We start from the raw sequence: 13596 nt of genomic DNA, 5'->3' as shown, positions 1-13596 counted from the left end.
GCGAGCGCTTGCTCGCCAGCACGGAAAAGCCGGCCTCGCGCCGGCTTTTCCTTTTCCGGCGAGCGGCAATCAGGAGCGGCAGCGGCTGCAGACGCCCTGGATCTCCAGCATCTGGGTCTCCGCGCGGAAACCGGCCTCCGCCACCTTCGCGTTGACCACCCGCTGCAGCTCGGCATCGTCCAGCTCCGCCACGGACCGGCAGCGGCGGCAGATCAGGAACTGACCGGCGTGGGGATGCTCCGGGTCGCGGCAGCCGACGAACGCGTTGAGGGAATCGAGGCGGTGCACCAGGCCCGCGTCCATCAGGAAGTCCAGGGCGCGGTAGACCGTGGGCGGCGCCGGGCGGCGGCCCTCGTCGCTCATGGCCTCCAGGATGTCGTAGGCACCCACCGGCTGGTGGCTGGTCCAGACGAGTTCCAGCACCCGCCGTCGCCTGGCGGTCAGGCGCAGCCCCCGCTCCCGGCACAGACGCTCGGCATTGGCCAGCGCGTCCGCCACGCAATGGCGGTGGTCGTGATTCTCCGGCGGGAATACCGGGCTGTCCTGGTCGGCGTCTGCGCTGCTCATGAGCCTCTTCGGGCGGCGTGTCCGGACTGGCGCCGCATGATAACGCAGCGCCGGCGGCACTGCGCGCCAGGCTACGAATGCGCCGCGCCGTCGCGTAGAATAACGGCCTTTTCGCGGTCCGACGCCGGCCAGTCGCACAGCAATCGCACACCAATCGCACACCATTCGCTGACCAACCGCTGACCATTCGCAGCCCAGAGAGCAACATGCCATCCATCACCCTGCCCGACGGTTCGAAACGGGAATTCGACAAGCCGGTCACCGGCCTCGACGTGGCCGGGAGTATCGGCCGCAAACTGGCGAAGGACGCCGTGGCCGTCCGGGTCGACGGCGAACTGCGCGACCTCGCCCGGGAGATACCCGGAGACGCCGCCGTCGAGATCGTCACCCGCGACAGCGAGGACGGGCTGGAACTGCTGCGTCACGACGCGGCCCACATCATGGCCGAGGCGGTGAAGGAGCTCTATCCCGAGACCCAGGTGACCATCGGGCCCGCCATCGAGAACGGCTTCTACTACGACTTCGCCCGCGAGACGCCCTTCACGCCCGAGGACCTGGAGAAAATCGAAGCCCGCATGCGCGACATCGTCGCCCGCGACGAGACCATCGTCCGCGAGGTCTGGGACCGGGACGAGGCGGTGCGTTATTTCCGCGACGACGGCGAGGAGTACAAGGCCCGCATCATCGAGGACCTGCCGGCGGAGGAGGTCATCACCGTCTACCGCCAGGGCGACTTCCTCGATCTGTGCCGCGGCCCGCACCTGCCTTCCACCAGCCGGCTGGGCAATGCGTTCAAGCTGACGCGGGTGTCCGGCGCCTACTGGCGCGGCGACTCCCGCAACGAGATGCTGCAGCGGATCTACGGCACGGCCTGGGCCAGCGACAAGCAGCTGCGCACCTATCTGCACCAGCTGGAGGAAGCGGAGAAGCGCGACCACCGGCGCCTCGGCCGCCAGATGGGTCTCTTCCACTTCCAGGAAGAGGCGCCGGGCGCCGTGTTCTGGCATCCGCGCGGCTGGACGCTGTACCAGCGCCTGGTCGACTACATGCGCGAGCGACAGGATGCGGCCGGCTACCGGGAGATCGCCACACCCATCGTCATGGACCGCTCGCTGTGGGAGTCGTCCGGCCACTGGGAGACCTTCGGCGAGAACATGTTCACCACGGAACCCGAAGAGGGCCGCGTCTATGCGCTGAAGCCCATGAACTGCCCGGGCCACGTCCAGGTCTTCAACCAGGGCATCACCAGCTATCGGGAGCTGCCGCTCAGGCTGTCGGAATTCGGCACCGTGCATCGCTACGAGCCCTCCGGCGCCCTGCACGGCATGCTGCGCGTGCGTGCCTTCACCCAGGACGACGCGCATATCTTCTGCACCCGCGACCAGATCACCGCCGAATCCATCGCCGTGTGCGACCTGATCCTCGGCATCTACCGTGACTTCGGCTTCGAGGACGTGCGCATCAAGTTCGCGGACCGGCCGGAGGTGCGCGTGGGCGCCGACGAGGTGTGGGATCAGGCCGAGGCCGCGCTGAAGACCGCCATCGAGACGACCGGGCTCGACTACACCTACAACCCGGGCGAGGGCGCCTTCTACGGGCCGAAACTCGAGTTCGTGCTGCGCGACGCCATCGGCCGGGACTGGCAGTGCGGCACGCTGCAGGTGGACCTGAACCTGCCGGAGCGGCTGGGCGCGAGTTTCGTGGGCGAGGACGGCAACAGGCACACCCCGGTCATGCTCCACCGCGCCATGTTCGGCTCGCTGGAACGCTTCATCGGCATCCTGATCGAGCACTACGCCGGCGCGCTGCCGCTGTGGCTCGCACCGGTGCAGGCAGTGGTGACGACCATCACGTCGGACGGCGACGAGTACGCCTGCGAGGTGGCCGAGGCACTCCGGGCGGCGGGACTCGAGGCGGAGACCGACCTGCGCAACGAGAAGATCAGCTACAAGGTGCGCGAGCACAGCGTGGCCAAGATCCCCGTGATCATCGCCGTCGGCAAGCGCGAGGTGGAGGAGCGCACCGTCGCGATCCGCCGTCTGGGCAGCAAGCGCCAGCAGGTGCTGCCTCTCGCCGAGGCAGTCGAGGCACTGGCCGCGGAGAACCGGGAGCGCCGGGCCCCGCCCACCGACTGACTCCCGGCCGCCCGGCGGCCCCGCCGGGCCTGCAATGCGCACCAGTACCGCCGGGAGTGTGTCCCAGGTCACACTTTGACATATTCGCGCTGGCCAGCCGGCCGCCGGCGGCACGTGCGCGCATATACTCGGCGTTCGATAACCGCCCGGGAATCAGACCGCTAGAGGCATCGGACGCCGTGCAAACGTTCAAGACTCAGGTACTGCTGCTGCACTCCGAGCAGAGCACGCTGGACCGCTTCAGCGCCTCGCTCGGCGACGCCTATTCCGTGCATCTGGCGACCAGCGGCACCGAGGCACTGAATACCCTCGGGCTGACCCCCATCCACGTCATGGTCTCGGCCCAGCGGCTGCCCGGCATGAGCGGCATCGAGGCGCTGCGCGAAGCGCGGAAGCGCTCGCCGGAAACGCTCGGCATCCTCATCGCGCCGAAGGACATGAGCGGCGCTGAAGCCGAAGCACTCGTCGGCAGCGAGGAACTGTTCCAGGTCATCCGCGGCCTCGGCACGCCGGAGGAGATGCGCCGCGTGATCGACGAGGCCGTCGACCAGCTGCGGCTGAGCACCCTGCAGGAATCGGCCAACGACCGTTCGGCAGGTCCCCGGCCGCGCGTGTCGCCCACGGCGCCGCCCCGCGAGGCCGGACCGGCCCGACAGGCCGCCGCAAGCGCGGAAGTCAGCGGCACGTATCCCGCGGCCGCCGGCGCCACCGTGACGGAGCTGGTGGTGCTCAGCAAGGACGAGGTGTTCCTGGATACCATCCGCCAGGCGCTCTCGCCGCGCCAGCCGGTCCACGCCGTGGACGATCTGCGGGCTGCCGCGCAACTCGTCGGCGACGCCACGAGCGCGGTGCTGGTCACCGACGCCGCCGTCGCTCCCCGGGACGTCGAGGCTATCACCACCCGGCTGCGCAGCCGCCAGCCCGGGCTGGTGACCATCGTCGCCGGCCGCCGCGACGACGGCGACCAGCTGATGGACCTCATCAACGCCGGCATGGTGTACCGCTTTCTGCTGAAGCCCATTTCCCCGGGACGGGCGCGACTCGCCATCGAGGCGGCCATCCGGCGGGCGCAGGAGAAGGCGAAGCCTGCCGCGCCGGCCGCGCCTCCGGCCGCACCCGCACCGCCGACACCGGCGACGCCGGCCGCGCGCGTCGAGCCGACCATTGCGGACTTCGACGGCGCCGAGGAAGTGGTGCTGAGCGAGGAGGAACCGACCCGGCGCATGCCGGTCTGGACGGAGACGCCCCGGCCCGCCGCCGCGAAGCCGAAGGTCCGTCGCAAGGAACCGAAACCGAAGGCGCCGGAAGACACCCGGCGGAAGGACGAGGCGCCGGAGGAGAACGCCAACAGCGGGCGTTTCCCGCGTCCGGCATTGCTCGCGGGCGCGGGCGCGCTGCTCGCGCTCATCGCGGTCGGCGGCATCTGGTCGCTGACCGGCAGCCCGGATGACGACGCGTCGCCGTCGCCGGCCACGACATCGGCGGACGCGTCGGCGCCCATCGCGGAGCCCGCCGGAGAGGCCCGTTCCGAACCGCCTGCCCCGCCGCCGGTCAGCCGCGACCTGCGTCGCGCCCGTGAGGCCGTGGCGGCGGGCCGCCTGCTCGCGCCCGGTGAGGACGGCGCGCTCGCACTCTACGCCGCCGCGCTGGCCCAGGCACCGGATGATGCGGCCCTGGCGGCGGAAGTCGAGCAGGTGGTCGCCGAGGCGATCGCCACCGTCGCGGCGGCACTGGATGCCGGACGCCCCGGCGAGGCCCGCGCCGCGCGCAGCGTGATTCGCGCCAGCTTCCCGGCCGCGCCCGGCCTCGAGGCCATCGACACCCGTCTCGCCGTCGTGGAGCGGGACCGGCTGCTGGCGCGGGCCGACGAGTTGGCTGCTGCCGGCGACACCGCAGGGGCCATTGAGATACTCGACGAGGCCGCCGCCCTGTTGCCGGGCCGCAGCCCGGCGGTCGAGGCGAGGCGTGAGTCGATCCTGGCGGCCGCGGACGGCCGCGGCCGTACGCTATTGCTCGAACTCGGCAATCAGCGCCTGCTCCAGGGACAGCTCGTCGAGCCGGCCGCCGACAACGCCCGTTACTACTACCGCGCCGTGCTCGCCCAGGACAGCGAGAGCATCGCCGGCCGCCAGGGCATGGCCTTCCTGCGCACCGCCCTCATCACGCGCATACGCGAATCGGTGGAGGCCGGCGACCGCGCCGCCGCAGAGCATTGGCTGGAGGAGGCCCGCCTGAGCGGTGTCGAGGAGCCGCGCCTGGCGCCGTTCCGGGAAGCCGCAGGGCGCCTGCCCGCCGCACCGGCCGCGCAGAGCCCGGCGGCGCTTCCGGACGCCACACCCGAGCCGGCGCCGGAACAAAGCGCTCCCGCATCGGAGGAGCGCGCGGCGGAGCAGAACGACGGCACCGACCGGCTCGGCGACCCGGTGGATGGGATGGCCGATGAGATGACCAATAATCCGGCCTCCGGGCGCACCGACGGCGGGTCGGACCAGACGACGCCATCCGCGACGGAAGCCTCGGAGGCCACGGAAGCCCCGGATGCTGCCGCGACCCCCTCCACGGATGCAGCCGCTGATGCAGCCGCAGATGCGCCCGCAGCGGCGGACGACTCTGCCGCGGCGCCGGCCTCGGACGCCGTGGAGACCGGCGAGCCGGCGGTCAGCCGGGAGGAAGCCGTCGCGGAAAGCGCTCCGGCCCCGACGCGCCCCGAACGCATTACCTACGTGCCGCCGACGTATCCCCGTGCCGCCGAGGTGCGCGGCCTGGAAGGCTGGGTGGACGTCGAGTTCTCGCTAACGCCCGCGGGCCTGCCCGCAGACATCCGCGTGACGGACGCCCGCCCCGCCGGCACCTTCGACCAGGCGGCCGTCGAGGCCGTCGGCCAGTGGCGCTACGAGCCGCTCGCCGCCGCCGACTGGCCCGTCGGCGAGCGGATCCGCGTCCGCATCAATTTCGGCATCGATCGCTGAAACGTCCCCCGTCGGAAGCCCCGCGCGGTCTCGACGGCGAGGGAACCAATTGGCATTCTCCCCATCGAAGAACCACACACTTTTCGCATGGGAAGTCCGAATGACCACACAAAGTGCTGCCAGCACCGGCCGGCGCATGCAGCGCCGCAGCCTGGACACCCGACGGCGGCTCGTGGACGCGGCCATCGCTGCTTTCGCCGAGGCCGGCTACGCCGGGGCGGCGACCCGGGATATCGCCGAACGCGCCGGGGTCCATCATCCGCTGATCACGTATCATTTCCGCAATAAGGCGCGCCTGTGGCAGGCTGCCGCCGAATACCTGCTGGGCGAACTCAACGAGCGCCTGGAGCGTGCCGTATCGGGCGCGGAGGCGGGAGACGACCGCCAGCGGCTGACCGGCGCGATTCGCACCCTGACGCTCTACTCCGCCGAGCACCCGGAGTGGTATCACTTCGTGCGCGACGCATCCGCGGAGGGCGGCGACCGGGCCCGCTGGCTCACGGAGAACCACATGGGCCGGCTGTTCGGGATGCTGATCCCGCTGCTCGAGTCGCTGCAGTCGCGGGGCCTGATCGCCGGCGGTGAACCGGCCCAGGTCTGCGTCGCGCTACTGGGTGCGACCGGCTGCGCCGTCTCGTTCGGCACCCAGTACGAGCAGCTGACCGGACGCAACGTCCTCGACGGCGACGCCGGCGGTTACGCCGATTACGTGATCGGCCTGTTCCTGGGTACGAATACCGACTGAGCCGCAACCGCGGTTCAGGGTGAGCCGAGCGGCCGGCCCGGGGCGGTCGGGCCGGCCAGCACCGCCTGGATCTCCGCGGCGATGGACAGGGCGATACTCTCGGCGCCGCGTGCGCCGATATCGAGGCCGGCCGGGCCGTGCAGCCGCGAGGCGAGGCGCTCTCCCGCCTCGCCGAGGTCGGCCAGCAGCTGTTCGCGCCGCCGCCGCGGTCCCAGCAGTCCCGCATAGGGGACGTCGCTCTGCGCCAGCGCCCGCAGGTAGGTGCGGTCGGTGGCGAGATGGTGGCTCATCACCATGACCGCCGCGTAGGGCCGCAGATCGTCTCCGTCCAGATCCTCCGGCGGGCCCGAGATGCACTGCTCGGCGCGGCCGAAGTCGCCCTTGTCGAAATACGCCGGCCGGTGATCGCGCACGGTAACGCGCCAGCCGAGGCGCGCGGCGATATCCACGAGCGGCACGGCGTCCAGGCCGGCGCCCAGCACCAGCAAACGGGGCGGCGGCTGGATGGCAGCGAACAACACGGTCACATCGCCGTCCCGCAGGGAGACGGTACCCGTCGCGGAGCTGCCGCTCTCCAGGTGCGGCATCGCCGCTTCCTCCACCGCGCCGGCTACCGATCCGCTCAGCGTGGTATGCCGGACTCCGCGGCGATCCAGCAATGCGAACTGCCCCGGCTCGGCCACGGTCACGCCGCTTTCGATCACCGTCGCCAGTACGGCGGCGTCATCGCCCTGCAGGCATTCCGCCACGGCGGCGAACGGCTGGTAGTCGGGCCGCGGCAGCGGCTGCAGGAAGATGCGCATGGTGCCGTCGCAGCCGACGCCGAGGCCGAACAGTTCGTCGTCCGCGCCGCCGAGATCGTAGGTGACCGTGTCCGGTTCACCCGAGGCGCTCACCCGGGCGGCGCGCTCGGCGAGGTCGCCCTCCAGGCAGCCGCCGCTCAGGAGGCCCTGGAAGTCGCCGTCATCCGCGATGAGCATGTGCGTGCCGGCCTTGCTGTAGGTAGAGCCGGCGGTTTCGTACACGCTGGCGAGCACGAGGCGCCGGCCCGCCTCGCGCCACTCGGAGAATCGGCGCAGTATCTCGCTGGTGTTCATCGCGGTCTTGTCTGCCTCCTTGCCTGCAGGGAGCCGCCCAGCCGGGCCGCGAGGCCTTCCAGGCTGTCGACGTTGTGGGCCGGGACCAGGTCGTCGGCATGGGGCAGCATGAGCCGCATGCCGCGCGCCTGCGGTCGGAATTCATCATAACGCAGCAGCGGGTTCAGCCAGACGAGTCGCCGGCAGGACTTGCCGAGACGCTCCATCTCCCGGCCGAGCCGCGCGTCCGGATCGCGCTCCAGCCCGTCGGTGAGCAGCAGCACGACCGCGCCCTGCCCCAGCACCCGCCGGCCCCAGTCACGGTTGAATTCGTGCAGTGAGTCCGCGATGCGCGTGCCGCCGTCCCAGTCACGGATGTCGTCGGCGACGAGGGCCAGCGCCCGGTCCGGATCACGGTCGCGCAGCCGGCGGGTGACCGCGCTGAGCCGGGTGCCGAACAGGAACGTGTGTACGCGTTCGCCGCGCGCCGTCAGGGCATGCGCGAAATGCAGGAACATGCGCGTGTACCGGCTCATGGACCCGGAGATATCCGCCAGCAGCACGAGGGGCGGCGGGCGCAGGCGTCGGCGGCGCCGCTCCAGCTCCATGAACTCGCCGCCCTGCCGCACGCCGCGGCGAAGCGTCGCGCGCAGGTCGGGCCGCGCGCCGCGAGCGTGCCGGGTATAGCGCCGGGTACGCAGCGTCGCCAGCGGCAGCGCCGCCTCCCGGAGCATCGCCCGGGCCATGCTCCGCTCCTCCGCGCTCATCTGTTCGAAGTCCTTCCGCCGCAGCACCTCCAGCGCGGAGGCGCCGCCGTCCCGCTCTCGCTGCCGTCGGCGGCTCTCGCGGGGCCGTTCCCGGCCGTGCCCGGCGGCGGCCAGCGCCTGGGCGAGGCGGCCGAGTCCGTCCTGCGCTGCACCGTCGTCGGCGGTGGCGACGGGTTTCGCGGCCGCATCGGCCAGCCGGCGCAGTGCCCGGGGCCGCTCGAAGAACAAACCGAAGGCCTGCCGGAACAGGGGCATGTCCCGGGGACTGCGCACCAGCGATGCAGCCAGCGCCCGGCGCAGATCGTCGCGGTCGCGGAGACCGGTCGCGGCCGCCGCCTCCAGCGCTCCCCGGGTGTCGCCCGGCCCCAGGCCGAGTCCGGCATGACGCAGGGTGCGCACGAACAGGATGAGGTGTTCGCGGAACGACTCTCCGGCCGCCGCCCCGTCAGCGCTCACCCGGACGCCTGCTGCGCTCCGCTGCCCAGCAGCCTCCCGAGTTCCTCGCCGCGGACCCGCGCGATGTCGTCCTGGTACTTCAGCAACGCGCCCAGCGTGGAGTCCACGACGCCGGCGGCCAGCCGGTCGGCACCCAGCTGGGTCAGCGCGGCCGCCCAGTCCAGCGTCTCGGCCACCCCGGGGCGCTTGTACAGATCGGCCTCGCGCAGCCCCTGCACGAAATCGATGATCTGCGCGCCCAGCTCCGCGGTCACCGCCGGACACTTGCGCGCCAGAATCTCCCGCTCGACGTCGGCAGTCGGGTAGTCCACCCAGTGATACAGGCAGCGGCGGCGCAGCGCATCGTGGATCTCCCGGGTGCGGTTCGAGGTGATGACCACGACGGGCGGCTCGGGCGCCGCCACCCGGCCGAACTCGGGGATGGTGATCTGATTGTCGGAGAGGATCTCGAGCAGGAAGGCCTCGAAGGGTTCGTCGGCCCGGTCCAGCTCGTCGATCAGCAGCACCGGCGCACCGCCCGGTGCCGGCTCCAGCGCCTCTAGCAGGGGGCGCTTCACCAGGTATTCGGACGAGTAGATGTCGTCGGCGACCACGCCGCCCTCGCCCCGGGCCTCGGCCAGGCGGATGGCGAGCATCTGCCGCGGGTAGTCCCACTCGTAGGCCGCCGAGGCCAGATCCAGGCCGTCGTAGCACTGCAGCCGCAGCAGCCGGCGGCCGAGCCGGTCGGCGAGAACCTTCGCCACCTCCGTCTTGCCCGTGCCGGCCTCGCCCTCCAGCAGCAGCGGCCGCGGCAGGCTCAGCGCCAGATACACGGCGGTGGCGAGGTCGCGGCCGGCCACGTAGCTGCCCTCGGCGAGCAGGGCGACGGTATCGTCCACCGATGCCGGCATCCGCACCGGCTGACCGGAGCCCTCAGCCACGGGCGGCGGCAACCGCTCTCCGCGCCATCACGCCGATCAGGTGGGCGCGGTATTCGGCGCTGGCGTGCAGATCCTCGTTCAGTTCGTCGGCGGGCACCTCGATGCCGGCCAGGGCGTCGGGCGAGAAGTCCCGGCTGAGCGCCGCCTCCATCTCGGCGACGCGGAACACGCAGGGCCCGGCGCCGGTGACGGCCACCCGCAGCCCGTCGGCGGTGTCCGCCACGAAGACGCCGACGACGGCGTAGCGGGAGGCCGGATTGGCGAATTTCGCATAACCGGCGCGGGCCGGCTTCGGGAAGCTCACCGAGACGATGATCTCCTCCGGTTCCAGCGCCGTCTCGAACATGCCGCGGAAGTATTGCTCGGCGGGGATGCGGCGCCGGTTCGTGCGGATGGTCGCGCCCAGGCCCAGCACCGCCGCCGGATAGTCCGCCGCCGGATCGCTGTTGGCCAGCGAGCCGCCGATGGTGCCCCGGTTGCGCACCTGGGCGTCGCCGATGCCGGCCGCCAGCGCCGCCAGCGCGGGGATGTGGCCGGCCACCTCCGCCGACGCCGCCACCTCGCCATGGGTGGTCATGGCGCCGATCACCACCGGGTCGCTGCCGCTGACGCCGCGCAGTTCCTCCACGCCGCCGAGATCCACCAGCACGTCGGGCTGGGCGAGTCGCAGCTTCATCGTGGGCAGCAGCGTCATGCCGCCGGCCAGCACTTTCGCCTCGCTGTTCGCGCCGAGGCGCTCCGCCGCCTCGTCCACGCTGCCCGCACGGTGATACTCGAAATCGTACATCTCAGCCCTGCCCCCGCATCTCGGCGGCGGCCGCACGCACCGCGCGCACGATGCCGTGATAACCGGTGCAGCGGCAGAGGTTGCCCTCGAGCCATTCGCGGATCTCCGCGTCGTCCGGGTCCGGGTTGGTCCGCAGAAGATCCAGCGCGCTCATGATCATGCCGGGCGTGCAGTAACCGCATTGCAGCCCGTGGTGCTCGCGGAAGGCGGCCTGCAGCGGATGCAGCCCGCCGTCGGCGCCGACGCCCTCGATGGTAGTGACCCGGCGTCCGGCGGCCTGCACCGCCAGCAGTGAGCAGCTCTTCACGGAGCGGCCGTCCAGGTGCACCACGCAGGCGCCGCACTGGCTGGTGTCGCAGCCGACGTGGGTGCCCGTCTTGCCAAGGCCGCCGCGCAGGGCATCGACCAGCAGCGTGCGAGCCTCCACCTCGAGGCTCACCGGCTCTCCGTTCAGTTCGAATTCGACTTTATGCATGGTTCCTACCGGCCGAACAGCAGCCACAGCAGCACCAGGACCGCGGCGGCCCCCGCCACCGCCCAGGCGGTCCTGCCCCCGAGGCGGGGGGCGCCCGACGGCTCGGCCTCCTCCACCTCGATCTTCGTCGCGCCCGGGTCGAGCTCGCGGGAGAAGTTGGCGAAGAAATCGTCGGCGGTCTTCTTCGTGGCGCCCAGCACCAGACGCGAGCCCACCTGCGCGAGCTTGCCGCCCACCTTGAACTGAGCGGCGTAACGCAGCACGGTGATCTCGCCGTCCTCCACCAATTCGACGTCGGCCGCGCCCTTGCCGAAACCGGCCGCGCCGCCCTTGCTGACGCCGACGAGGCGGTAACTCGCCGGCGGGTTCAGATCCTCCAGCGTCAGCGTGGTGTTGAAGCGCGACTTCACCGGCCCGATGGCGGCCATCACCTTCGCCTGCATCTCCTCGTCGGAGACCCTTTCCAGGGACTCGCAGCCCGGGATGCAGCGCCTGAGGACCTCCGGGTCGTTCAGCGCCAGCCACACCCGATCCCGGGTGTTGGCGATCCTGTATTCTCCCTTTATGTCCACGCCTTGCTCACGTTGCTGCCGCTGTTACCAGGATCATTGTGGTCGTTACCGCCGCAGAGCTTAGTATACTATTCGCGCAGACGACACCTCGCGCCGGCGCCCCGCGCCGGCGAGTACCCGTTTCCCCCAGATGATGCACGACGCGACGCAAAACGGTCCGCTGCCGGTGCTTGCGGCCACCGGCCTCCGCTTCGGCTGGCGGCCGTCCGAGCCGCTGCTGGATATCCCCGCGCTGGCGATCGCGCCCGGCGAGAAGGTGCTCATCCGCGGCGCCAGCGGCTCCGGCAAGTCGACGCTCCTGAATCTCTTCGCCGGCATCCTCACACCTGTGACGGGCACGGTATCGCTGCTCGGCACGGATCTCTCTGCGCTGCGGGGGGCCGAACGGGACCGCTTCCGGGCAGAGCACCTGGGCATCATCTTTCAGCTTTTCAACCTGCTGCCCTATCTCCCGGTACTCGACAACGTGCTGCTGCCCTGCCGCTTCTCCGCCCGGCGCCTCGCCCGCGCGCGGGCGAGCGACGGCAGCGAGGAAGCCGCGGCGCAGCGCCTGCTCGCCGAGCTCGGACTGCCGGACGCGGCTGCCGCTTCCGCCGCGCGACTCAGCATCGGGCAGCAGCAGCGGGTGGCGGCGGCCCGGGCGCTCATCGGCAACCCTGAGATCGTGATCGCCGACGAGCCCACCTCGGCACTCGACGAGGACAGTCGCGCGGCCTTCCTCGCCCTGCTGCAGGAAGAATGTGAGCGTGTGGATGCCACGCTGATCATGGTCAGCCACGAGCGCTCGCTGGAGCCGCTGTTCGACCGGGTCATCCCCATGCGCGAGCTGACCGGAGGCGCGCCGTGAGCGCCCGCTTTCCCATCGCGCGGCTCGCGCTGCGCAGCATCGCATCGAGGCGCACCAGCGCCGCCCTGACCTGCTGTGCGGTGGCGCTCAGCGTGCTGCTGGTGCTGGGCGTCCAGGAGATGCGGGAGAGCGCGCGGCAGAGTTTCGCCAGCACCATCTCGGGCACGGACCTGCTCGTGGGGCCGCGCACCAGCGGCGTCAACCTGCTGCTGTACGCCGTGTTCCGCATCGGCCAGCCCACCAACACCGTCTCGTGGCAGAGCTACGAGCGCTACGCCGCGGCGCCGGGCGTGGACTGGAGCATCCCGCTCAGCCTGGGGGATTCCTACCGGGGCCATGCCGTGGTCGGCACCACGGACGCCTACTTCCGGCATTTCCGCTACGGCCGCGACCGGCGCCTCGAGCTGACGGCCGGCCGCGTCTTCGGCGCAGGGGCGGAGGCGGTGCTCGGCGCGACGGCGGCACGGGAACTCGGCCACCACGTGGGCGACCAGATCGTCATCGCCCACGGGCTGGGCGCCACCAGCTTCCTGAAGCACGACCGCCACCCGGTCACAGTCACCGGGATACTGGCGCCGACCGGGACCGTCGCCGACCGGGCGGTCTACGTGAGCCTCGCGACCCTCGACCGCGTCCACGAGACAGCGACGCCGTCCTTCGCGCCGGCGCCGGCGGACGACCACGGTCACGGTCACGGCGCACACGCGGAGCCCGGCGAGTCGGCCGACATTACGGCATTCCTGCTCGGCCTCGAGTCCCGGGTGCAGGTGCTGCGGCTGCAGCGGACCATCAACGAGTACGAGGGCGAGCCGCTCACCGCGGTCATTCCGGCCGTCGCCCTGTTCGAGCTCTGGTCGGTGATCGGCGTGGCCGAGAATGCCCTGCTCGCGGTCGGTGCCCTGGCGGTGCTCACCGGCCTGGTCGGCATGCTGGTGGCCATCCTCGGCACGCTGAACGAACGCCGGCGGGAGATGGCCATCCTGCGCTCGGTGGGCGCTCGCCCGCGCCAGATCTTCCTGCTGCTGGTCTCCGAGGCCGGGCTGCTGGCGCTCGCCGGGGCCCTGCTCGGGGTCGTGCTGAAAACGGCGGTGCTGGGCGCGCTCGCCTCGCCCGTCCAGGCCCGCACCGGTATCCTGCTCGAGAGCGTCTGGCCCGGCAGCGCGGAGGCCGTGGTCGTCGCCGTCGTCACGGCGGCGGGACTCGGCCTCGGCGCCCTGCCCGCGTGGCGCGCCTACCGCAACTCGCTGGCCGACGGGATGACCATTCGCCTATGAGCCTGT

The 13596-nt window shown here is 71.5% G+C and carries 12 protein-coding genes; 5 read left to right on the top strand and 7 right to left on the bottom strand.

Annotated features, from left to right (window positions below; all coding sequences use genetic code 11):
- Positions 1–69: 69 nt before the first annotated feature.
- On the bottom strand, positions 70–567 hold the full coding sequence (locus ACJMK0_RS08465; protein WP_405231853.1) for a Fur family transcriptional regulator: 498 nt from the start codon (positions 565–567) through the stop codon (positions 70–72).
- A gap of 206 nt (positions 568–773) precedes the next feature.
- On the opposite strand from ACJMK0_RS08465, the gene thrS reads away from it, so the two are divergent.
- The 3 genes from thrS to ACJMK0_RS08450 all read left to right on the top strand — a co-directional run bounded on the left by thrS (position 774) and on the right by ACJMK0_RS08450 (position 6416).
- Positions 774–2702 (top strand): threonine--tRNA ligase, encoded by a 1929-nt coding sequence (gene thrS / locus ACJMK0_RS08460; RefSeq protein WP_405237340.1) that lies wholly within the window; start codon positions 774–776, stop codon positions 2700–2702.
- A 179-nt stretch (positions 2703–2881) separates the two neighbouring features.
- Positions 2882–5671 carry a TonB family protein gene (locus ACJMK0_RS08455; protein ID WP_405237338.1) on the top strand — a complete coding sequence of 930 codons (2790 nt, stop codon included), beginning with the start codon at positions 2882–2884 and terminating at the stop codon, positions 5669–5671.
- Between the two features lie 100 nt (positions 5672–5771).
- On the top strand, positions 5772–6416 hold the full coding sequence (locus ACJMK0_RS08450; RefSeq protein WP_405237336.1) for a TetR/AcrR family transcriptional regulator: 645 nt from the start codon (positions 5772–5774) through the stop codon (positions 6414–6416).
- A 14-nt stretch (positions 6417–6430) separates the two neighbouring features.
- Here the strand turns inward: ACJMK0_RS08450 and ACJMK0_RS08445 are convergent, their stop codons facing one another.
- Genes ACJMK0_RS08445 through ACJMK0_RS08420 form a run of 6 tightly spaced genes read right to left on the bottom strand, consistent with a single transcriptional unit; the run spans position 6431 to position 11469 of the window.
- On the bottom strand, positions 6431–7513 hold the full coding sequence (locus ACJMK0_RS08445; RefSeq protein ID WP_405237334.1) for an XdhC family protein: 1083 nt from the start codon (positions 7511–7513) through the stop codon (positions 6431–6433).
- Positions 7510–8715 (bottom strand): vWA domain-containing protein, encoded by a 1206-nt coding sequence (locus ACJMK0_RS08440; protein ID WP_405237332.1) that lies wholly within the window; start codon positions 8713–8715, stop codon positions 7510–7512. The genes ACJMK0_RS08445 and ACJMK0_RS08440 overlap by 4 nt, the downstream gene beginning before the upstream one ends.
- Complete coding sequence (locus ACJMK0_RS08435) at positions 8712–9605, bottom strand: AAA family ATPase (protein ID WP_405237931.1); 894 nt, start codon at positions 9603–9605, stop codon at positions 8712–8714. Before ACJMK0_RS08435 ends, ACJMK0_RS08440 begins: the two co-directional genes overlap by 4 nt.
- A gap of 22 nt (positions 9606–9627) precedes the next feature.
- Positions 9628–10422, bottom strand: a complete 795-nt coding sequence (locus tag ACJMK0_RS08430; RefSeq protein ID WP_405237330.1) for an FAD binding domain-containing protein — start codon at positions 10420–10422, stop codon at positions 9628–9630.
- A 1-nt stretch (position 10423) separates the two neighbouring features.
- The gene (locus tag ACJMK0_RS08425) at positions 10424–10897 is read right to left on the bottom strand and encodes a (2Fe-2S)-binding protein (RefSeq protein ID WP_405237328.1); all 474 of its coding nucleotides are present in this window, start codon (positions 10895–10897) and stop codon (positions 10424–10426) included.
- A gap of 5 nt (positions 10898–10902) precedes the next feature.
- Positions 10903–11469, bottom strand: a complete 567-nt coding sequence (locus ACJMK0_RS08420; protein WP_405237326.1) for an SRPBCC family protein — start codon at positions 11467–11469, stop codon at positions 10903–10905.
- Between the two features lie 133 nt (positions 11470–11602).
- Between ACJMK0_RS08420 and ACJMK0_RS08415 the strand changes: the two genes are divergently transcribed.
- Together ACJMK0_RS08415 and ACJMK0_RS08410 are read left to right on the top strand one after the other, a co-directional pair.
- Positions 11603–12316 carry an ABC transporter ATP-binding protein gene (locus ACJMK0_RS08415; RefSeq protein ID WP_405237929.1) on the top strand — a complete coding sequence of 238 codons (714 nt, stop codon included), beginning with the start codon at positions 11603–11605 and terminating at the stop codon, positions 12314–12316.
- The gene (locus ACJMK0_RS08410) at positions 12313–13590 is read left to right on the top strand and encodes an ABC transporter permease (protein ID WP_405237324.1); all 1278 of its coding nucleotides are present in this window, start codon (positions 12313–12315) and stop codon (positions 13588–13590) included. The genes ACJMK0_RS08415 and ACJMK0_RS08410 overlap by 4 nt, the downstream gene beginning before the upstream one ends.
- The last annotated feature ends 6 nt before the right edge of the window (positions 13591–13596 follow it).

It is taken from the genome of Lentisalinibacter orientalis, assembly GCF_040706535.1.
Taxonomy (GTDB): Bacteria; Pseudomonadota; Gammaproteobacteria; order Steroidobacterales; family Woeseiaceae; genus Lentisalinibacter; species Lentisalinibacter orientalis.
The sequence above is the reverse complement of the archived record's forward strand: the minus strand, read 5'-3'. Positions and strand labels throughout refer to the sequence as shown.